This window comes from Pseudoclavibacter sp. JSM 162008 (assembly GCF_041366455.1).
Lineage (GTDB): Bacteria > Actinomycetota > Actinomycetes > Actinomycetales > Microbacteriaceae > Pseudoclavibacter.
The window spans coordinates 69,457-88,276 of record NZ_JBEWYX010000005.1; the positions used below are offsets into that span (position 1 = coordinate 69,457).

Genomic DNA, 18,820 nt, shown 5'->3' on the forward strand with positions numbered 1-18,820 from the left:
GTTGAGGAAGGACACGATCGCATGATCTCCCCGAGCCGCAGGCCCCGCCGTCTGCGCCAGAGCGACGCCGTGCGCCGCCAGGTCCGCGAGGTGCGAGTGCACCCGAACGACCTCATCCTGCCCCTGTTCGTGCGCGAGGGGGTCAGCGAGCCCATCGACATCTCGTCGATGCCCGGCGTGCAGCAGCATTCGCTCGACTCGCTCCGTCGCGCCGTCGATGAGGCGGCGGGGCTCGGTGTGGGCGGGGTCATGCTCTTCGGCGTGCCGGAGACACGTGACGCGGTCGGTTCGGGCGCCACCGACCCGAACGGTATCCTCAACGTCGCGGCGCATGTGCTCGCGGAGGAGTTCGGGGATGCCATCGTCGTGCAGACGGACCTCTGCCTCGACGAGTTCACCGACCACGGGCACTGCGGGGTGCTGGATGCCGCCGGCCGCGTCGACAATGACACGACGCTCGAACGCTACGACGCGATGGCGATCGCCCAGGCAGACGCGGGCGCCGCGATGCTCGGCATGTCCGGGATGATGGACGGCCAGGTCGCCAGCGCGCGCGCGGCCCTCGACGCGGCCGGGCACACCGACGTCGCGATCGTCGCCTACTCGGCGAAGTACGCGTCCGCCTTCTACGGCCCATTCCGCGAAGCCGTGGACTCGCAGCTCCAGGGCGACCGCCGCACCTACCAGCTCGACCCGGCGAACCGTCGCGAGGGCATGCGCGAGGCGCTCATCGACATTGACGAGGGCGCGGATGTGGTCATGGTGAAGCCTGCGGGCTCGTACCTCGACGTGCTCGCCGACGTCGCCGCGGAGTCGATCGTTCCCGTCTGGGCGTATCAGGTCAGCGGCGAGTACGCCATGATCGAGGCGGCCGCCGCGAACGGCTGGATCGACCGCGACCGCGCGATCGCCGAATCCATCACCTCCATCCGCCGCGCTGGGGCCGACGCCGTGCTCACCTACTACGCGAGCGAGCTCGCCCGCACCCTGAACCTGCAGGCGGGCACTGGAGTGTCGGCGGCCCATGGCAGAGTGGACGCACGATGAACCACGCAGCCTCAGCAGCCCTGTTCGCCCGCTCCCTCGACGTCACTCCGGGCGGTGTGAACTCCCCGGTCCGTGCCTACGGCTCGGTCGGCGGCACCCCTCCTTTCGCAGCTTCGGCCACGGGCCCGTACCTGACCGACGTCGACGGCAACGAGTACGTCGACCTCGTCAGCGGATGGGGCCCCATGCTGCTCGGGCACGCGCACCCGGCGGTCGTCGCCGCCGTGCAGGACGCCGCGGCCCGCGGGCTCTCGTTCGGCGCGCCGACTCCGGCTGAGACCCAGCTCGCAGAGCTGGTCGTCGAGCGCATCGCCCCGATCGAGCAGGTGCGTCTCGTCTCGACGGGCACGGAAGCGACCATGACGGCGCTTCGCCTCGCTCGCGGGTACACGGGCCGCGACCTCATCGTGAAGTTCGCCGGCTGCTATCACGGGCACTCCGACGGTCTCCTCGCGGCGGCCGGTTCTGGGCTTGCGACGCTCGCGCTCCCCGGTTCTGCCGGGGTGCCAGAGGCCATCACGTCGCAGACCATCGTCGTGCCGTTCAACGACCTTGAGGCCGTGCGTGCCGCGTTCACCGAGCATCCGGGCGAGATCGCCGCCGTCATCACGGAGGCGTCGCCCGCCAACATGGGCGTCGTGCCGCCTGAGCCCGGCTTCAACCGCGCGCTCGCAGAGCTCTGCTCGGCCGAGGGTGCACTGCTCGTCTGCGACGAGGTGCTCACGGGCTTCCGCACGGGCCCTGCCGGCTGGTGGGGTGAGGAGCAGAAGAGCGAGGCCTCGGGTGGGTGGCAGGCCGACCTCTACACGTACGGCAAGGTCATCGGCGGCGGCATGCCCGTCGCGGCGCTCGGCGGCTCACGCGAGATCATGAGCCACCTCGCCCCTCAAGGCCCCGTCTACCAGGCGGGCACCCTCTCGGGGAACCCGGTTGCGGTTGCGGCCGGCATCGCGACGCTCGCGCTTGCCGACGCCGACGTGTACGCACGGGTCGACGCCGCCGCGGAGCGCATCCGCACTGCCACGTCGGAGGCGCTCACGGCAGCCGGAGTCGCCCACTCGGTGCAGAACGTCGGCAACCTCTTCAGCTTCACCTTCGGCGACGGCGCGGCGCTCGGCTGGACCGGCACCGGAGGAGGCCCGCGCAACGAAGACGAGGTCAAGCGCCAGGAAGCCTGGCGCTACCCGCCGTTCTTCGCCGCCATGCTCGACGCTGGGGTCAACCTGCCGCCGAGCGTGTTCGAGGCGTGGTTCGTGTCGGCTGCCCACGATGACGCGGCCATCGAGCGAGTCCTCGCGGCGCTGCCCGCCGCAGCGAAGGCCGCGGCAGACGCCGTGGCACCAGAGTAGGGGCGCGTGGAAGAGCTCTCGGAGTGGGTGCTCGGCCTCCGCGGCTCCGGGTGGAGCTTCGCGGTGGCCGCGCTCGTGCTGCTCATCGGCGGCGTCGTCACGTTCCTGCCCAGCCAGTCGCTGGTCGTCGCGCTCTCCGCGCTGACGGCCGGGGACCAGGGCTGGACGGCGCTCATCAACCTGTTCGGCCTCTTCGTCTTCTGCGTCGCCGGCATGGTGCTGGGCGACATCGGCACGTACTGGCTCGCGCGAGGCATCGGCTTCGGCAAATGGAGTTGGATGAACGGGCGACGGCTCACCGCCGTGCGCACACGGGTCGGCGACCAGCTCAAGACCCGGCCGAAGTGGGTCATGGTGACGGTCAGGCTCCTGCCGATGGGCCGCATCGCGACCGTGCTCGCCGCATCCGACGCCCGCATGCCCATGCCGCGGTTCCTGCCGCTCTCCGTGCTGGCCAGCGCCGTGTGGGTCGGCTACGCGGTGCTCATCGGCGCGGCGTTCGGTTCGTGGAGTCAGAGCAACCCGCTCCTCATGATGGCGCTTGCCGTGGTCACCGCCATCGCCCTTGGCGTGCTCGCGCAGCTCGTCAACGGCTGGTTCGAGAAGCTCGCGGAGCGCCGGAAAGCGCACCACGTCGCCAGCTGAGCCCGTCCCTGAAACCCATCCCGAAAGAGGCCACTCGGTGAGCGAGGCCCGTGGTCTGCCTGGCCGGCGGCCGGGCAGGGCGGGTGCGCTGCTTAGGCCGCGTCCGCCTTGCCGCGAAGCTCGGCGAGCTCACGCCCGGACTGGGTTGCCTTCGTCTCGGCGTCCGACTTGAGGTCGGCGGCGAGGTCAGCGAACTGGTCGAGTGCCGGGTTCACGCCGACGAGCGTGAAGGGGCGCTGGACGACGCGGAGGTCAAGACCCCAGACGTCCTCGAGCAGACGCGTGAGGTACGGCGTGGAGTGGTCCCAGCCGGCCTTCGGGGTGCCTTCGTCGTAGTTGCCACCGAGGACGGTCGCGAGCGTCGCCGGCTTGCCGTTGAGGGTCGTGCTGCCCGGGTTGGTGCGCGGGTCTGTGTAGGCGAGGTCGAACCAGAGCTTGAAGTGCTGGGAGACGCCGTAGTTGTAGAGGGGGACGGTGAAGAGCAGGGCGTCGGCGTCGATGAGCTCGTCGGCCAGCTGCGTGGCGAGGGCGACAGCGGCGCGCTGCTCCTCGGTGCGGTCCTCTTCCGGGGTGAAGCCTGCGTAGACGGCGTTCTGCCAGGCGTCGGCGGGGATGGGGGAGTCGACGAGGTTGCGGCGGGTCACGACGGAATCGGGGTGGGCTGCAACCCATTCGGCCTCGACGAGGTCGCCGAGCGCACGGCTCGCGGAGGTGGCGGGCATGAGGCTCGCGTCGATACGCAGCAGGGACATGGTGCTCCAATCTGACTCACAGAGTCACTCTGAAAACCAGAGCGACTCTGTGGAGGTTAGCACGGGTACACTGACGGCATGGCAGAGAACGTGCAGGTGCACAGCGCGGCAGCGTGCGACGGCGCCATCTCGCTTGCCTTCACCCTGCTCGGCAAGCGCTGGAACGGCATGATCATCGACGTGCTCGGCTCCCAGCCGCTGACCTTCGTCGCCCTGCGCCGCGCTGTGACCGGCATCAGCGACGCTGTCCTCTCCGATCGTCTCAGCGAGCTCGCGGCCGCGGGCCTCGTGGAAAGAACCGTCAGCAACGGGCCGCCTGTCTCGGTCAGCTACGAGCTCACGACGGCAGGCAAACGCCTCATCCCGGTGCTCAAGCAGCTCGGCACGTGGGCGTCAGAGAACCTCGAACCGGCACGCTTAAGCTGACTCGCACCCCGGGGCTATGGCCCCGAAGCGGGCCGAACGGGTCACAGGTCGCCGCGGACGCGCACAACCGTCCTGCCACGCACCTTGCCGTCCAGGATGGGCTGCGCGTGGTCGAGCGCCTCTTCCAGGGCGATGACCTCCGTCATCGACTCCAGCAGCTCGCTGTCGAGCTCGAGGAGCCGGTTCCACGCCTCCGCCCGCACCTCGACGCTCTGCACCACCGAGTTGATTCCTCGCAACGTCACGCCCCTGAGGATGAACGGCATCACCGTCGTCGGCAGGTCGGTGCCCTGTGCGAGGCCGCATGAGGTGACGATCCCCTCGCGTCTCGTCCGGGCGAGCACGTTGGCGAGTGTCGTGGAGCCGACCGCGTCGACGGCGCCCGCCCAGCGTTCGGTCTGCAACGGCTTGCCCACCGCATCCGACAGCTCGCGCCGGTCGATGATCTCGGCCGCGCCGAGCCTCCGCAGGTAGTCACCCTCCTGGTCCCCGCGGCCCGTGGAGGCCACCACTCGGTAGCCGAGGCCCGCCAGCAACGCGATCGCGACGCTGCCCACCCCGCCGGCCGCGCCGGTCACGAGCACGTCGCCATCACCAGGCTCGACCTGCTTCTCCAGTGCGAGCACCGAGAGCATCGCCGTGTAGCCGGCCGTGCCGATCGCAGCACCGTCGATCAGCGACATCGCCTCCGGCAGGTGGATGAGGGACTCGTCGTCCATGAGGCACAGTTCGGCGAGGCCACCGTGCCGGGTCTCGCCGAGCCCAGCGCCGTTCAGCACCACTCGATCGCCGGGCACGAAGTTCTGGGTGCGGGACTCGCGCACGACCCCGACGACGTCGATGCCGGGGACAAGCACATCCGCCCGGCTCACGCCGGGCTTCCCCGCGAGCAGCAACGCGTCCTTGTAGTTGAGGCTCGTATAGGCGACGTCGACCAGCACCTGGTCACGCCGCAGGTGACCGCCGCCGAAGAGCTCATCGTCGAGCTCGTCGAACGCGACATCGATGCGAGGCTTGCCCGCCGCGTCAGTGGACTTCGTCGTCAGGTATCCGCGAACCATGGCGCCATCGTAGGTGGCCAGTCTCCGAACTCCACCTCTGCGACACTGGCTGACATGATCACGGTTCGCACCTTCCCCGAACTCAGCGCGGCCGAGCTGTGGGGCATCCTGCACCTGCGCTCGAGCATCTTCGTCGTCGAGCAGGACTGCGTCTACCTCGACCCGGACACCGCCGACTTCGCAGAGGGCACCCAGCACGCGTTCGTCGGCGACGACCCCCTCTACCCCCACAGCTACGCGCGCCTGCTGCCGCTCGGCTGGCCGGACGAGCACCTCCCGACCGACGCGCGCGCGATCGGCAGAGTCGTCACCGCCGAGAACTCAAGGGGCCTCGGATACTCGGCCCAGATCATCCGTCACCTCATCGAGATCGCCGACAGCGAGGGGGTCGCAACGGCCCTCAACGGGCAGGCGCACCTCGAAGCCTGGTACGCGCGATTCGGCTTCGAACGGTGCGGCGACACCTTCATCGAGGACGACATTCCCCATGTCCCGATGGTGAAATACACATCGAGCCCCCACTCATGATTTACTCGCTCGTAACAAGCATGAATCAGTTCGTCGCAGTGCCGCGGCTAACTTGAGATCCGGGCGCCGCTGCGCGGCGCTCGCTCTCTGCTTACGTATAAAGGAGCACCATGAGTAACCTTGCCAAGTCGTCTCCCTCCAGGAAGCTGCGCATCACCACAGGAATCGCCGCCATGAGCGTCGGCGTGTTCATGCTGGCCGCGTGCTCTTCGACGACAGATGGTGGCGAACCAGCCGCGGACGGCGACGCCGCTGCCGCGGTCTGTGGCCCGGACACGGCTGAGACCGTAACCGAGGTCTCGCCCGTCGAAGCCCCGACCGCTCAGGAGCGCTCCGAAGCGCTCAAGATCGGCTCGCTGCTTCCGCAGACCGGAACCCTCGCCTTCCTCGGCCCGCCCGAGATCGCGGGCGTCGACCTCGCCGTCGCCGAGATCAACGCATCGCCGTCCGGCGTGCTCGGCGGCAACATCAGCGTCGTCCACCGCGACTCTGGCGACACGTCGACCGACATCGCCACGCAGTCGGTCACCGACCTGCTCAGCCAGAACGTGTCCGCCATCGTCGGCGCCGCATCGTCCGGCGTCTCCATGACGGTCATCGACCAGATCACCGGCGCGGGCGTCGTGCAGGTCTCCCCGGCCAACACGTCGGCCGAGTTCTCCACGTACGCAGACAACGGCTTCTACTTCCGCACCGCCCCCTCGGACATCCTCCAGGGTCGCGTCAACGGAAACACGATCGTCAACGACGGCAACGCATCCGTCGGCATCATCTACCTGAACGACGCCTACGGCTCGGGCCTGTCCGAGAGCATCACCACGGCCGTCGAGGCCGCCGGCGGCGAGGTCGTCGCCTCTGAGGCCTTCAACGAGGGCGACAGCCAGTTCTCGGCACAGATCGACGCCGTCACGGCAGCCGACCCCGACGCGATCGCGCTCGTCGCGTTCGACCAGACGGCGACCATCGTCCCGCAGCTCATCGGCACCAAGGGCTTCCCCGCCGACAAGCTGTACATGGTCGACGGCAACATGGCCGACTACTCCGCTGACTTCGAAGAGGGCACGCTGAACTGCGCCAAGGGCACCATCCCCGGCGTCGTCGCCTCCGACGACTTCCGCGCGAAGCTCCTCGGCATCGACCCCGACCTGAAGGACTACACGTACGGCGCTGAGTCGTACGACGCCGTCATCCTCGCTGCCCTCGCGGCGCAGGCCGGTGGGGCAGCTGACCCGACCACCATCAAGGACAACATGCAGAAGGTCTCCGTCGATGGTGAGAAGTGCACCACTTACGCCGACTGCGTCACGCTCCTCGAAGCTGGCACCGACATCGACTACGACGGCGTCTCCGGCCCGATCTCGTTCGACGAGAACGGCGACCCGTCAGAGGCCACGATCGGCATCTACCAGTACGGCAGCGGCAACACCTACTCCAACATCGGAGAAGAGGCTGGCCAGCTCTAAGCTGACTCGCTGAACGAGGGCCCGGGATGCACGCATCCCGGGCCCTTCCGTGTGCCCAGGAGGTGCATCCGCTCACCCCTGCCGTGCCGTGCCCTGCTCGCTTGCCACCACCGCTCCGCCACCGCTGCCAGCCGAATGGCCCCTCTGGTGCGCTGAGAAGGGCGATTCGGCTGGCAGCGGTGGGTCGTGATGGGTCGGTGGTGGAGCGCGCACGCAGAAGGGCGGGACGGACCAGCTCGCGCTGGTGTCCGCCCCGCCCTTGCGAGGGTGGATGCTGGCGGCTAGTGGGCCGCGTCGCCGTCCTTCGCCTGCTCGTCCGCGGCGAGGGTGCCGAGGTAGAGGGCGATGACCTTCGGGTCGTTGAGCAGCTCGCGGCCGGTTCCCGTGTACGCGTCCTTGCCCTGGTCGAGCACGTAGGCGCGGTCGCAGATCTGCAGGCAGCGGCGTGCGTTCTGCTCGACCATGATGACCGAGACGCCAGCGCGGTTGATCTGGCGCACGCGCAGGAACGTCTCGTCCTGGCGCACTGGCGAGAGGCCCGCGGAGGGCTCGTCGAGCAGCAGTACCGACGGGTCCATCATGAGGGCGCGGGCCATGGCGACCATCTGGCGCTCACCGCCCGAGAGCGAGCTGGCGCGCTGCTTGCGACGCTTCCCCAGCTCGGGGAAGAGGTCCGCGACGAACTCGAAGCGCTCGTTGAAGACCTTGGGTCGCAGGAAGAGCCCCATCTCGAGGTTCTCCTCGATGGTGAGCGACGGGAAGACGTTGTTGTTCTGCGGCACGAGGCCGACGCCCTTAGCGACGAGCTTGTCGGCGCGCAGGCCGGTGATGTCCTCGCCCTTCAGCATGACGCTGCCGCCGCGGATCTTGATCTGCCCGAAGATGGCCTTGAGCACCGTCGACTTGCCGGCTCCGTTGGGGCCGATGATGCCGATGAGCTCACCGGGGTAGGCGTCGATCGAGCATCCGTTGAGGATGTTCACGCCGGGCAGGTAGCCGCCGACGAGGTCGATGGTCGACAGCACTGCGTCGCCTCGCGGCGCGGTCGATGCCGGTGCAGCGGATGCGGTGGGCTGCGTCTCGCTCATTTGCCGTCACTCTCCTTCGTCTCGGGCGCTGTCTCGGCCTTGGTCTCGGCGATCTCCTCGGCGATCGAGGTCGTCCCGAGCACCTCGGCCTCGTACTCGGCGGCCGCCTCGACGCCTTGTTCCTCGGCGATGCGCTCGACTTCCAGTTCCTGGATGTCGAGGTCGCCGAGGTCCTGGTCGTGGTGCGCGCCGAGGTACGCGTCGATGACGGCCTGGTCCTTCATGACCGTCTCGGGTGGGCCCTCTGCGACGATCTGGCCCTCGGCCATGACGACGACCCAGTCGGAGATGTTGGTGACCATGTGCATGTCGTGCTCGACGAACAGCACCGTGGTGCCGTCGTTCTTGAGCTCCTTGACGTGGCCGAGCAGCGACTGCACGAGCGCCGGGTTGACGCCGGCCATGGGCTCGTCGAGCATGATGAGCTTCGGGCTGCTCATGAGCGCGCGGGCCATCTCGAGCAGCTTGCGCTGTCCGCCCGAGAGGGACGCCGCGTAGTCCTCGCGCTTCGCGTCGAGCTTGAAGCGAGCAAGGAGCTCGTCTGCCTTCGCCGTGATCTCGGTCTCGCGCTCGCGCCACAGCGGCTTGAAGAGCGCGCGCAGCATGCCCTCGCCGCCCTGCTGGTCGGCGCCGAGCAGCATGTTGTCGAGCACCGTCATGCGGCCGAGCGACTTCGTGAGCTGGAAGGTGCGGACCATGCCGGAGCGCGCCACCTTGAAGGCTGGCACGTTCGCGAGCGAGGTGCCATCGAACGACCAGGTGCCTGTGTTCGGCTTGTCGAAGCCCGTCAGCAGGTTGAACATGGTCGTCTTGCCTGCACCGTTCGGACCGATGAGCGCGGTGATCTTGCCGCGCGGGATCTCGAGGTGCTGCACATCTACTGCCGTGTTGCCGCCGAACTGGCGGGTGACGCCGTCGGCGATGACGATCGGGTCGACCTTCTTGCAGCCGGGTCCGACCTTGCCGTCGACGAACTCGTGGGTGGGGAGGATGCCCGCTGGTGGGCTCGTCTGCTCAGGCACTGAAGCTCAGCTCCTTCTTGTTTCCGAAGATGCCCTGGGGTCTGAAGACCACCAGCAGCATGAGCGCGATTCCGACGATGATGAAGCGGAGCTGGGCGCCCTGCGTCATGGAGAGGAAGGTGATCGCCCCGGATTCGATGAGTCCGTTGATCACGCCCTGCGTGAGGGAGAGGACCACCCAGAAGATCATGGCGCCCACGATGGGGCCGAAGATCGTCGCGGCTCCACCGAGGAGCATGATCGTCCAGATGAAGAACGTGAGGCCCGTCGTGTAGTTGGCGGGCTGCACGGCTCTCGGCAGGATGAAGATGATGCCGGCCAGCGAGCCGAGGAGACCTCCCGTGATGAGGGCCTGCATCTTGTAGGCGAAGACGTTCTTGCCGAGGCTGCGCACGGCGTCCTCGTCCTCACGGATGCCGCGGACCACGCGACCCCAGGGGCTGCGCATGAGGGCCCACACGAGGAGCGTCGCGAGGAGGACGATGCCCCAGCCGACGATGCGGGTCCACCAGTCGTACGCGTTGTACGTGAAGGGACCGAAGCCGTAGGTGCCGTCCGGGATCGGGTTGATCGCCGCGAAGGTGCCCTTGAAGCCGTTGAGGCCGTTGGCGGCACCCGTGACCGAGGTGAGGCCCGTCGTCGTCACGATGTACCGGAGGATCTCGGCGGAGGCGATCGTCACGATGGCCAGGTAGTCAGCTCGCAGCCGCAGTGTCGGGACACCCAGGATGAACGAGAAGATCACCGAGACCACGATGACGCACAGCACGGCGGCCCAGAGCGGCCAGCCGAGGCTGATCGTCGGGATCGCGAACGCGTACGCGCCGATCAGCATGTACGCGGCCTGACCGAAGTTGAGGAGGCCGGTGTAGCCGAAGTGGATTCCGAGGCCGATCGCGGCGAGCGCGTAGGCGGCGGTGGTGGGGCTGAGGAGCTCGCCGACGGCGTTGCTCAGGATGTTTGACCAGTCCATGTTCGTCTCCTAGCCGACTCGCTCGCGGCGGCCGAGAATGCCCTGGGGCCTGACGAGCAGGACCAGGATGAGGATGAGGAGCGCCGCCGCGTACTTGAGGTCGGCGGGGATGAAGAGGGTCGAGAGCTCGACGAAGATGCCGACGACGAGCGATCCGACGAGCGCGCCATACGCGGAGCCGAGGCCACCGAGGGTGACGGCGGCGAACATCAGCAGCAGCACCTGGAAGCCCATGTCCCACGACGACTGGCGGTACAGGGCGAGCATGACGCCGGCGAGGGCGGCGAGGCCACCTGCCGTGGTCCAGACGATGCGGATGATGCGGTCGACGTTGATACCGGATGCGCTCGCGAGCGACGGGTTGTCGGAGACGGCTCTGGTTGCCTTGCCGACCCTGGTGCGGGTCAGGAACAGGGCGACGAGCAGGAGGGTGACGATCGAGATGCCCATGCTCAGCAGCGAGCCTGTCGTGATGCGCACGGGGCCGAACTCGACGGCCCCGCTGAGACCCACGGAGCTCATCGGGAGGATCGCTCCGCCGAAGAACAGCTGGTAGATGTAGCGCAGCGCGAGGCCGAGGCCGATGCTCACGATCATGGCGGGCACGAGGCGCACGCCGCGCTTGCGCAGTGGCTTCCAGAGCGTCGCATCCTGAACCCAGCCGAAGGCCGCGCCGAGGAGGACGACGATGATCATCGCCACGAAGATGTTGAGCCCCATGGAGACGGAGAAGAGCCAGGCCATGAGGCCACCGAACGTGACCAGCTCGCCGTGCGAGAAGTTGTTCAGCCCGGTCGTGCCGAAGATCAGCGTGATGCCGATCGCGCCGAGCGCGATGAGCAGGCCGAAGTTGAGCCCCGCGACGAGGCGCTCGATGAGCTGCGAGCCGAAGTTGCTGCTCTGCCTCGTGTCCTCGCCGAGCGCGAAGAGGCGACCGACGTTGGTCGTCGACCACTCGTCCTCCGTGACCTCGGCCGTCGCCCCGTCTTCGTTGCGGAGGTCCACGCCGTCCGGCAGCGTCTCCGTGTCGAGCGTCACCGTGTAGTTGCCGGGGCCGGGGACGGGGACGCGCCAGCGTCCGTCCTCACCCGACTCCACCGTCTCGGTGTAGCCGTCGCCTTCGACGGTGAGCGAGACGCCCTCGACGGGTTCGCTCTCGAAGTTGAGGATGCCGCTGATCGAGTACGCCGACTCCTCCGGGGGCTCGGACTCCGCGTTTGCGGGTCCGGCCATCGAGAAGACGCCGAGGAACGCGAAGAGCGACATCGCGAGGGCCGCGAGCATTCGGTGCGTTTGGGTGAGCCGGGAACGCCCGGCGGTCGCTGAGCGCGATCCGGCTGGCGGAAGCGGACTGAGGAGAAGGGGCACGGAGTACCTCCAGTGCGAGTCGGGCTGGGCACGACGACTGAACGAGATTCTGGAACTGCTATTGCTGCGAGCGAGGATTCGCCACTCTGCGAATCTACGGATGATTTGTATCGGCAATGTTTCTTTGCCGCTACACACGATAGCGGTGCGGGCGTGCCGCTGTGCGCCGTGAGCCGCGCGAACGCGCAATTTTGTTCTACGTCACCACAAATGTGGCGGTCCGGCGCGTTCCAGTGTGCCGCCGCCGCCAAGATCGGGGATGTCTGAAGATCGCCCACGTGCTCGGCGTGTCACCGACCGGAAGGTGGTCCGTCAGGTCGTCGAGAGGGTCGGCGGATGCGGCCGACTCGGCCCTGGCCCGATCCTCCGGTCAGGAAACCGCCCTGTCTGGGACCGCCGCGAGCTGGTGCTCGGCGCAGAGCAGCTCGTTCGCGCCGCAGTCTTCGCAGGCGACGAAGCGCTCGCGGCACGAGGCGTCGCTGCAGTTCTGCGTGCGGTGCGTGGGCGCCGCGCACTCCCGGCAGCGCCCGAGAATCTCGGTGTTCGGCCCGAACTCGAGGTGCTCGCGCGCGTCGAAGACGGCGAGCGATCCCTTCCAGAGGCCTTCGTCGCCGAACTGCTCGGCGTAGCGGACGATGCCGCCGTCGAGCTGGTACACCTCGCTGAAGCCGCGCTTCATCATGAGCGCGGAGAGGACCTCGCAGCGCACGCCTCCCGTGCAGTAGGTGACGACGGGCTTCGACTTCAGCTCGTCGTACTTGCCGGACTCGAGCTCGGCGATGAAGTCACGGGTTGTGCCCGTCTCTGGCACGACGGCGCCCTCGAAGCGGCCGATCTGGGCCTCGATGGCGTTGCGTCCGTCGAAGAAGACGACGTCGTCGCGCGACTCGACCAGTGCGTGGAGTTCGTCAGGGGCAAGGTGGGTGCCGCCGCCGACCACGCCGTGCTCGTCGACCTCCAGTTCCCCGGGCGCCCCGAAGCTCACGATCTCGTCCCGCACCTTGACGCTGAGGCGCGGGAAGTCGAGGCTCTGTCCGTTCTCATCGAGGCCGGTGCCCTCCGACCACTTGTAGTCGGCGTCCTTGAATGCCGCGTACTCGCGGGTGGTGCGCACGTACCGCTTGAGCGCGTCGAGCTCCCCGCCGAGGGTGCCGTTGATGCCGTCCTTCGAGATCAGGATGCGCCCGCGCAGCCCCAGCGACGCCGCGAGGTCTCGCTGCCAGAGGCGGATCGCCTCCGGATCGGCGAGGGGCGCGAAGGCGTAGTAGAGCACGATCTTGGGGACAGCCATGCGGTCGATTTTAGGTGAGCGGCGGGGCTCCGAGCGTCGAGGGGGCGCGGATGTCGGTGGGTCTGCGTACCCTTGCCGCATGCCAGATCGGGTCATGACGCTCTATCGGCCGGCGCTGCCGGTCGATGTCGTGCAGACCCTGTCGCCGCTCATGCGGGGCCGGCGCGACCCGACCTGCTGGATGCACCCGGTCTCGAGGGACGTGTGGCGCACGTCGCACGCGCTCGCGGGCGGGGCGACGACCGTCTTCCGGCAGGCGCGGGACGGGGTCCGCATCGTGTCGTGGGGCGAGGCCGCGGAGATCGCGGTCGACGAAGCCCCGGTCCTCCTTGGTCGCGATGACGACTGGAGCGAGCTGCGCCTCGAGGCGCTCCCCGAGCTGGCGGATGTGCGGCGTCGCAACGAGGGGCTCCGGCTCCCGAAGTCGGGGGCGGTCTTCGAGGCGCTCAGTGCCGCCATCATCGAGCAGAAGATCACGGGCCTCGAGGCGCATCGAGCGTGGGACATCCTGCACCGCGACTACGCGGATGCCGCGCCCGGCCCGGCCGGCCTTGTGCCGCGCCACCTGCGGCTTCCGCTCACACCGGAGCAGTGGCGGCGCATCCCGAGCTGGGACTGGCATCGGGCGGGCGTCGATCACTCCCGGACGGGTACCGTCATCCGCTCCGCGACGGTCGCGTCGGCGCTGGAGCGCACGGCGAGCCTGCCAACCGGGTCGGAGGAGCCACTGCGCCGCCTCCGCTCGATCGTCGGCGTCGGCGTGTGGACGGCAAACGAGACCGTGCAGCGCTCGCACGGTGACCCGGACGCGCCGAGCTTCAGCGACTACCACATCCCCAACATGGTGGGGTGGGCGCTCGCGGGCTGCGACGTCGACGACGACGGCATGCGGGAGCTGCTCGAGCCGTGGCGGGGGCATCGCGAGCGGGTCGTGCGCCTCATCAAGCTGGCTGGCAACCCGCGCCCGAAGCATGGCGCGCGCATGACCGTGCAGGACCACCGCTTCCACTGACGGGGGTCGTTCGCCCACGGCTGACGCGGTTTTCAGCAAACTTTCTGGCACTCGGCCTGGTCGAGTGCTAATTTTCTGAGCAAGGAAGTTGACACCAGTCGACTCAATTTCACCGCAGTCGCTCACGATCGTGAGAGTGCGTACAAGGAAGGGAAAACGACATGGCACGCGTCTTCGATCCGTTCCAGGAGATGGAACGACTTTTCCAGGGAGCGCCGAACAGTCCGCGTTCGATGCCCATCGACCTCTACCGTGAGGCCGACCACTACATCCTCACCGCCGACCTGCCCGGCATCGACCCCAGCTCGATCGACGTCGACCTCGACGGCCAGCAGCTCACGATCCGCGCCGAGCGCAGCACCGTGAACGCCGAGGGTGCCAAGTGGCTCGTGCGTGAGCGCAACGGCGGCAGCTACCTGCGCCAGTTCACGCTCGGCCAGGGCCTCGACACCGAGCGCATCGCCGCGAGCTACGAGCACGGCGTGCTGACCGTGACGGTTCCCGTCAGCGAGCGCGCGAAACCGCGCAAGATCGAGATCGAGACCGGCACGAAGGTCGAGACCATCCAGGCGTAGCCGACAGGCGACGCAGCAGAAGGGGGGCAGTGCGATCTCACACTGCCCCCTTCGCGATGTCTCAGACGGAACGCAGGCCCTTGCCTGACTCCTCGGAGTCCCGCGCGAGTTCCGCGGCCGCCGCGAACCGGGCTCGAAGCGCCGCATCAGGCGCCGGCTCCAGGTGGGCGATGGTCTCGACGGGCCAGTCGGGGCGGCTGCCGGTCGCGATCCAGGCGGCCTGGCGGGCTGCGCCGTCGGCGACGTACTCGCCGGGCGCGGGGATCTCGACGGGAACCTCGAAGAGGGTCGGGGCGACGGCGCGCACGCCCTCGCTCAGAGCGGCGCCGCCGATGAGCATGACGCGCTTCGCGTCGACGCCGAGCGCGCGGTGCGCATCGAGGGCCTGTGCGAGGCTGCCGAGCATGCCCTCGACCGCGGCGCGGGCGAGGTTCTCGCGTGTGAAGGATCCACGCGTCATGCCGAGCAGGGATGCTGTCGCGTCCGGCAGGTCAGGAGTGCGTTCGCCGTCGAGGTACGGCACGAACGCGAGCCCGCCGGAGCCCACGGGGGCGGACGCGGCCAGCCGGCCGAACTCTGCGTGGTCCACGCCGAGCACGGTTGCGGTCGTGTCGATGACGCGCGCCGCGTTCAGCGTGGCGGACAGGGGGAGGAACTCGCCCGTCGCGTCGGCGAATCCCGCAAGACCGCCGTTCGGGTCGACAACCGGCCGCTCGGCGACCGAGAACACGGTGCCGGAGGTGCCGATGGAGACGACCACGTCGCCGGCACGGGCGTTGAGACCGAGCGCGGCACCCGCGTTGTCACCGGCTCCCGCGGCGACGAGCACGCCAGCCGGGGTCTTGCCGGCGACCTCGGACGGGCCGAGCACGCGCGGGAGGATGACGTCGTGGCCGAGCGCCGCGACGAGCAGCTCGCGGTCGTAGTCGCCGGTGAACGGTGACCAGTAGCCGGTTCCGGAAGCGTCGGAGCGGTCGGTCGTGAGCTTCGTCAGGTCGGGGCCGAGGGGGCTCTCGTCGGCGGGGCCGTAGCCGAGGAGCCGCCACGTGAGCCAGTCGTGGGGGAGTGCGACGGCGGCGACACGCGCCGCGTTCTGTGGCTCGGCATCCCGAAGCCAGCGGAGCTTCGTGATGGTGAAGGAGGCGACCGGTACGAGGCCCGTGCGCTCGACGAGCGTCTCCTGCCCGAACTCCGCGATGAGGTCACGGGCGGCAGCCGCGCTGCGCGTGTCGTTCCAGAGCAGCGCGTCGCGCACGATGTGGCCATCGGTGTCGAGCGCGACCATGCCGTGCTGCTGGCCGGCGACGGACAGCGCTGCGACGTCCTCGAGCCCGCCAGCCGCTGCGGTCGCGTCCTGGACGGCGGCCCACCAGTTCTCCGGGTCCACCTCCGTGCCGGGGGCGTGCGACGCGCGACCCTGGCGGATGAGCTCGCCCGTCACGGCGTCCCGGATGACGAGCTTGCAGCTCTGCGTACTCGAGTCGAAGCCGGCGACGAGCATGGTGGTCTGCTTTCTGTAGTGCTGGGGTGGGGTGCACGACAGAGCTGGGGCGGATGCATGCGCGTCGTTGGACGTGCGTGCATCCGCCACAGCTCTGTCAGGGGGACGGGGGAGTCCGTCGGGCGAGGGGCGGGACTAGCCGCGGGCGCCCATGAGGTGCTCGAGTGCGAGCTGCTGCAGGCGCACGAAGCCGAAGCCCTTGCCGTTGAAGTACGCGTTCGCGTCGAAGTCCTCGTATGCGGAGCGGTCGGCGAGGAAGTCGTCGTACGTCTCGCCCTCGCCGAGCGTGTTGGTGGAGAGCTCGTCGACGCGGGACGCCGCGAGAGCCTCCTGCACCTCGGGGTCGGCGCGGAATGCCGCCGCGCGCTCCTTGAGGAGCAGGTAGGTGCGCATGTTCGCCGCTGCCGACTCCCACACGCCCGTCTCGTCCTCGGTGCGCGAGGGCTTGTAGTCGAAGTGGCGCGGGCCCGTGTAGGTCTGGCCGCCGTTGGGGCCGCCGTTCTCGAGCAGGTCGACGAGCGCGAACGCGTTCTGCAGGTCGCCGTGACCGAACACGAGGTCCTGGTCGTACTTGATGCCGCGCTGGCCGTTGAGGTCGATGTGGAAGAGCTTGCCCTGGTAGAGGGCCTGCGCGATGCCGGCGGCGAAGTTGAGGCCAGCCATCTGCTCGTGTCCGACTTCAGGGTTCACGCCGACGAGCTCTGGACGCTCGAGCGTCTCGATGAAGGCGAGGGCGTGGCCGACCGTGGGGAGGAGGATGTCGCCGCGGGGCTCGTTCGGCTTCGGCTCGATGGCGAAGCGGATGTTGTAGCCCTTGTCGGTGACGTAGTCGCCGAGCAGGTTGACGGCCTCGCGGTAGCGCTCGAGGGCCTGGCGGATGTCCTTCGCGGAGTCGTACTCGGCGCCCTCACGGCCGCCCCACATGACGAACGTCTCGGCGCCGAGCGAGGCGGCGAGGTCGAGGTTGCGGAGCACCTTGCGCAGCGCGAAGCGGCGCACGTCGCGGTCGTTCGACGTGAAGCCGCCGTCCTTGAAGACGGGGGCGGAGAAGAGGTTCGTGGTGACCATGGGAACGACGAGGCCCGTCGCGTCGAGTGCTCCGCGGAGGCGGGAGATCTGGGAGTCGCGCACCTCGTCGGTCGAGCCGAACGGGAAGAGGTCGTCGTCGTGGAACGTGAGTCCGTAGGCGCCGGCCTCGGCGAGCTTCTCGACGACGTGCACGACATCGAGGTCGGCGCGCGTCGGGCCGCCGAACGGGTCGGTGCCGTTGTAGCCGACGGTCCACAGACCGAACGAGAACTTGTCTGCGGGGGTGGGGGTCAGAGGCATGAGGGTCCGTTCCAGATATCGTCGTTGATAAGTTCTAGAGAGCAACATATAGCATTCTGCGGTCGCAGATCCACCATCAGTTGTCGTTGAGATGCATCTCAGCCGCCTGCGACCGCCAGTTTTGTCACGAATCCGAAACGGGGTTGCACAACTGCACCCAAGTGGGTATATGTTTGGCGCGACAACTTAGGGCAAGACATTTCAGAGAGGAAATGACCTTCATGTCAGCAACGAAGAAGTTGCTCGGTCTCGCAGTCGTTGGAGGCCTCGCACTCGGCCTCACCGCCTGCGACGCGCCAGCAGACCCAGCAGCAACCGGCGAAGCAGGAGCAGCAGTCGAGGTCGAGAGCGTCGGCATCTCCATGCCGACCCGCGAGCTCGAGCGTTGGATCAACGACGGCGCGCAGCTCCAGAGCAAGCTCGACGAGGCCGGCTTCACCACCGACCTCCAGTACGCCGAGAACGACCCGGACACGCAGATCTCGCAGATCCAGAACCAGATCGCCTCCGGAGTCGACGTGCTCGTCGTCGCCGCCATCGACGGCTCGGTGCTCGCACCGGTCCTCCAGGACGCGGCTGACGAAGGCATCACGATCATCGCCTACGACCGCCTCATCAACGACACCGAGAACGTCGACTACTACGCGACGTTCGACAACTACGCGGTCGGCAAGCTGCAGGGCGAGTACATCGTCGACACGCTCGACCTCGAGAACCAGCCGGGCCCGTTCTACCTCGAGCCGTTCGCCGGCAGCCCCGACGACAACAACGCGAAGTTCTTCTTCTCTGGCGCATGGGATGTCCTCAAGCCGTACATCGACGAGGGCAAGCTCGAGGTCGCCTCGGGCAAGGCGCCCGCGTCGAACGACGACTGGGCCTCAGTCGGCATCCAGGGCTGGGAGAGCGCTGGCGCTCAGGACGAGATGGAGAACCGTCTCGCCTCGAACTACAGCGACAAGAAGGTCGACGTCGTCCTCTCCCCGAACGACAGCCTCGCCCAGGGCATCTCGGAGGCGCTCGTCTCCTCCGGCTACACGCCCGGCTCCGAGTGGCCCATCCTCACGGGTCAGGACGCTGACAAGGCCTCCGTCGTGAACATCCTCGCCGACAAGCAGTCCATGACGGTCTGGAAGGACACCCGCCTCCTCGGCGACCAGGTCTTCGCCATGATCGAGTCCCTCAAGGCCGGCACCGAGGTCGACGTCAACGACACCGAGAGCTACGACAACGGCGTCAAGGTCGTCCCCTCGTACCTCCTCGACCCCGAGGTCGTCACCAAGGACAGCGTGCAGGAGAAGCTCATCGACAGCGGCTTCCTCAAGGCATCGGACGTCGGACTCTAACGAGTCACCGACACACACACGGAACGCGCTCGGGCTGGCTGTGCCCC

18 protein-coding genes are annotated in these 18,820 nt (G+C 68.3%); 9 read left to right on the top strand and 9 right to left on the bottom strand.

Going from position 1 to position 18,820, the window contains the following annotated elements; translation table 11 throughout:
- The first annotated feature begins 21 nt into the window (after positions 1-21).
- Genes hemB through ABVF28_RS05705 form a run of 3 tightly spaced genes read left to right on the top strand, consistent with a single transcriptional unit; the run spans position 22 to position 3,041 of the window.
- Positions 22-1,047, top strand: coding sequence for a porphobilinogen synthase (gene hemB, locus ABVF28_RS05695; protein WP_371029778.1), 1,026 nt, complete (start codon positions 22-24; stop codon positions 1,045-1,047).
- On the top strand, positions 1,044-2,396 hold the full coding sequence (hemL, locus tag ABVF28_RS05700) for a glutamate-1-semialdehyde 2,1-aminomutase (protein ID WP_371029779.1): 1,353 nt from the start codon (positions 1,044-1,046) through the stop codon (positions 2,394-2,396). The genes hemB and hemL overlap by 4 nt, the downstream gene beginning before the upstream one ends.
- 6 nt (positions 2,397-2,402) lie before the next feature.
- On the top strand, positions 2,403-3,041 hold the full coding sequence (locus ABVF28_RS05705) for a DedA family protein (RefSeq protein ID WP_104254478.1): 639 nt from the start codon (positions 2,403-2,405) through the stop codon (positions 3,039-3,041).
- 92 nt (positions 3,042-3,133) lie between these two features.
- On the opposite strand, the gene ABVF28_RS05710 is transcribed toward ABVF28_RS05705, so the two are convergent.
- The gene (locus ABVF28_RS05710) at positions 3,134-3,793 is read right to left on the bottom strand and encodes an FMN-dependent NADH-azoreductase (RefSeq protein ID WP_371029780.1); all 660 of its coding nucleotides are present in this window, start codon (positions 3,791-3,793) and stop codon (positions 3,134-3,136) included.
- A 78-nt stretch (positions 3,794-3,871) separates the two neighbouring features.
- Between ABVF28_RS05710 and ABVF28_RS05715 the strand changes: the two genes are divergently transcribed.
- A complete protein-coding gene (locus ABVF28_RS05715; RefSeq protein WP_371029781.1) occupies positions 3,872-4,219 on the top strand; it encodes a winged helix-turn-helix transcriptional regulator in 348 nt (115 codons plus the stop codon).
- A gap of 41 nt (positions 4,220-4,260) precedes the next feature.
- Here the strand turns inward: ABVF28_RS05715 and ABVF28_RS05720 are convergent, their stop codons facing one another.
- Positions 4,261-5,280 carry an acryloyl-CoA reductase gene (locus ABVF28_RS05720; protein WP_371029782.1) on the bottom strand — a complete coding sequence of 340 codons (1,020 nt, stop codon included), beginning with the start codon at positions 5,278-5,280 and terminating at the stop codon, positions 4,261-4,263.
- Between the two features lie 54 nt (positions 5,281-5,334).
- Here ABVF28_RS05720 and ABVF28_RS05725 point away from each other — a divergent pair, with 54 nt between their 5' ends.
- Both ABVF28_RS05725 and ABVF28_RS05730 read left to right on the top strand, forming a co-directional pair.
- Positions 5,335-5,808, top strand: coding sequence for a GNAT family N-acetyltransferase (locus tag ABVF28_RS05725; RefSeq protein ID WP_104310837.1), 474 nt, complete (start codon positions 5,335-5,337; stop codon positions 5,806-5,808).
- Positions 5,809-5,918: 110 nt separating this feature from the next.
- Positions 5,919-7,271 carry an ABC transporter substrate-binding protein gene (locus tag ABVF28_RS05730; protein ID WP_371029783.1) on the top strand — a complete coding sequence of 451 codons (1,353 nt, stop codon included), beginning with the start codon at positions 5,919-5,921 and terminating at the stop codon, positions 7,269-7,271.
- Positions 7,272-7,552: 281 nt separating this feature from the next.
- On the opposite strand, the gene ABVF28_RS05735 is transcribed toward ABVF28_RS05730, so the two are convergent.
- The 5 genes from ABVF28_RS05735 to ABVF28_RS05755 all read right to left on the bottom strand — a co-directional run bounded on the left by ABVF28_RS05735 (position 7,553) and on the right by ABVF28_RS05755 (position 13,013).
- Positions 7,553-8,359, bottom strand: a complete 807-nt coding sequence (locus ABVF28_RS05735; RefSeq protein ID WP_104310839.1) for an ABC transporter ATP-binding protein — start codon at positions 8,357-8,359, stop codon at positions 7,553-7,555.
- The gene (locus ABVF28_RS05740) at positions 8,356-9,381 is read right to left on the bottom strand and encodes an ABC transporter ATP-binding protein (protein WP_371029784.1); all 1,026 of its coding nucleotides are present in this window, start codon (positions 9,379-9,381) and stop codon (positions 8,356-8,358) included. Before ABVF28_RS05740 ends, ABVF28_RS05735 begins: the two co-directional genes overlap by 4 nt.
- Positions 9,374-10,354: a branched-chain amino acid ABC transporter permease gene (locus ABVF28_RS05745; RefSeq protein WP_104254485.1), complete on the bottom strand. Its 981-nt coding sequence runs from the start codon at positions 10,352-10,354 to the stop codon at positions 9,374-9,376. Before ABVF28_RS05745 ends, ABVF28_RS05740 begins: the two co-directional genes overlap by 8 nt.
- A 9-nt stretch (positions 10,355-10,363) precedes the next feature.
- Positions 10,364-11,638, bottom strand: coding sequence for a branched-chain amino acid ABC transporter permease (locus ABVF28_RS05750; protein WP_104310840.1), 1,275 nt, complete (start codon positions 11,636-11,638; stop codon positions 10,364-10,366).
- Between the two features lie 454 nt (positions 11,639-12,092).
- Positions 12,093-13,013 carry a rhodanese-related sulfurtransferase gene (locus tag ABVF28_RS05755; protein ID WP_371029785.1) on the bottom strand — a complete coding sequence of 307 codons (921 nt, stop codon included), beginning with the start codon at positions 13,011-13,013 and terminating at the stop codon, positions 12,093-12,095.
- A 79-nt stretch (positions 13,014-13,092) separates the two neighbouring features.
- Between ABVF28_RS05755 and ABVF28_RS05760 the strand changes: the two genes are divergently transcribed.
- Both ABVF28_RS05760 and ABVF28_RS05765 read left to right on the top strand, forming a co-directional pair.
- A complete protein-coding gene (locus ABVF28_RS05760) occupies positions 13,093-14,025 on the top strand; it encodes a DNA-3-methyladenine glycosylase (protein WP_371029786.1) in 933 nt (310 codons plus the stop codon).
- Between the two features lie 161 nt (positions 14,026-14,186).
- Positions 14,187-14,600 (top strand): Hsp20/alpha crystallin family protein, encoded by a 414-nt coding sequence (locus tag ABVF28_RS05765; RefSeq protein WP_104254489.1) that lies wholly within the window; start codon positions 14,187-14,189, stop codon positions 14,598-14,600.
- A 61-nt stretch (positions 14,601-14,661) separates the two neighbouring features.
- Here ABVF28_RS05765 and ABVF28_RS05770 read toward each other — a convergent pair whose 3' ends face one another.
- Together ABVF28_RS05770 and xylA are read right to left on the bottom strand one after the other, a co-directional pair.
- On the bottom strand, positions 14,662-16,101 hold the full coding sequence (locus tag ABVF28_RS05770; RefSeq protein ID WP_371029787.1) for a xylulokinase: 1,440 nt from the start codon (positions 16,099-16,101) through the stop codon (positions 14,662-14,664).
- A 135-nt stretch (positions 16,102-16,236) separates the two neighbouring features.
- Positions 16,237-17,430 (bottom strand): xylose isomerase, encoded by a 1,194-nt coding sequence (xylA, locus tag ABVF28_RS05775; protein WP_151423927.1) that lies wholly within the window; start codon positions 17,428-17,430, stop codon positions 16,237-16,239.
- Between the two features lie 221 nt (positions 17,431-17,651).
- On the opposite strand from xylA, the gene chvE reads away from it, so the two are divergent.
- Entirely contained in the window at positions 17,652-18,773 is a 1,122-nt protein-coding gene (chvE, locus tag ABVF28_RS05780; protein ID WP_151423928.1) for a multiple monosaccharide ABC transporter substrate-binding protein, read from the top strand.
- Positions 18,774-18,820 lie beyond the last annotated feature (47 nt).

Coding starts and splice junctions, on each gene's coding strand:
- ABVF28_RS05750 (WP_104310840.1), bottom strand. CDS start 11,638: ATGCTCGCGGCCCTCGCGATGTCGCTCTTCGCGTTCCTCGGCGTCTTC.
- ABVF28_RS05765 (WP_104254489.1), top strand. CDS start 14,187: ATGGCACGCGTCTTCGATCCGTTCCAGGAGATGGAACGACTTTTCCAG.
- ABVF28_RS05760 (WP_371029786.1), top strand. CDS start 13,093: ATGCCAGATCGGGTCATGACGCTCTATCGGCCGGCGCTGCCGGTCGAT.
- ABVF28_RS05720 (WP_371029782.1), bottom strand. CDS start 5,280: ATGGTTCGCGGATACCTGACGACGAAGTCCACTGACGCGGCGGGCAAG.
- chvE (WP_151423928.1), top strand. CDS start 17,652: ATGTCAGCAACGAAGAAGTTGCTCGGTCTCGCAGTCGTTGGAGGCCTC.
- ABVF28_RS05735 (WP_104310839.1), bottom strand. CDS start 8,359: ATGAGCGAGACGCAGCCCACCGCATCCGCTGCACCGGCATCGACCGCG.
- ABVF28_RS05730 (WP_371029783.1), top strand. CDS start 5,919: ATGAGTAACCTTGCCAAGTCGTCTCCCTCCAGGAAGCTGCGCATCACC.
- ABVF28_RS05770 (WP_371029787.1), bottom strand. CDS start 16,101: ATGCTCGTCGCCGGCTTCGACTCGAGTACGCAGAGCTGCAAGCTCGTC.
- xylA (WP_151423927.1), bottom strand. CDS start 17,430: ATGCCTCTGACCCCCACCCCCGCAGACAAGTTCTCGTTCGGTCTGTGG.
- ABVF28_RS05745 (WP_104254485.1), bottom strand. CDS start 10,354: ATGGACTGGTCAAACATCCTGAGCAACGCCGTCGGCGAGCTCCTCAGC.
- hemL (WP_371029779.1), top strand. CDS start 1,044: ATGAACCACGCAGCCTCAGCAGCCCTGTTCGCCCGCTCCCTCGACGTC.
- ABVF28_RS05725 (WP_104310837.1), top strand. CDS start 5,335: ATGATCACGGTTCGCACCTTCCCCGAACTCAGCGCGGCCGAGCTGTGG.
- hemB (WP_371029778.1), top strand. CDS start 22: ATGATCTCCCCGAGCCGCAGGCCCCGCCGTCTGCGCCAGAGCGACGCC.
- ABVF28_RS05715 (WP_371029781.1), top strand. CDS start 3,872: ATGGCAGAGAACGTGCAGGTGCACAGCGCGGCAGCGTGCGACGGCGCC.
- ABVF28_RS05755 (WP_371029785.1), bottom strand. CDS start 13,013: ATGGCTGTCCCCAAGATCGTGCTCTACTACGCCTTCGCGCCCCTCGCC.
- ABVF28_RS05710 (WP_371029780.1), bottom strand. CDS start 3,793: ATGTCCCTGCTGCGTATCGACGCGAGCCTCATGCCCGCCACCTCCGCG.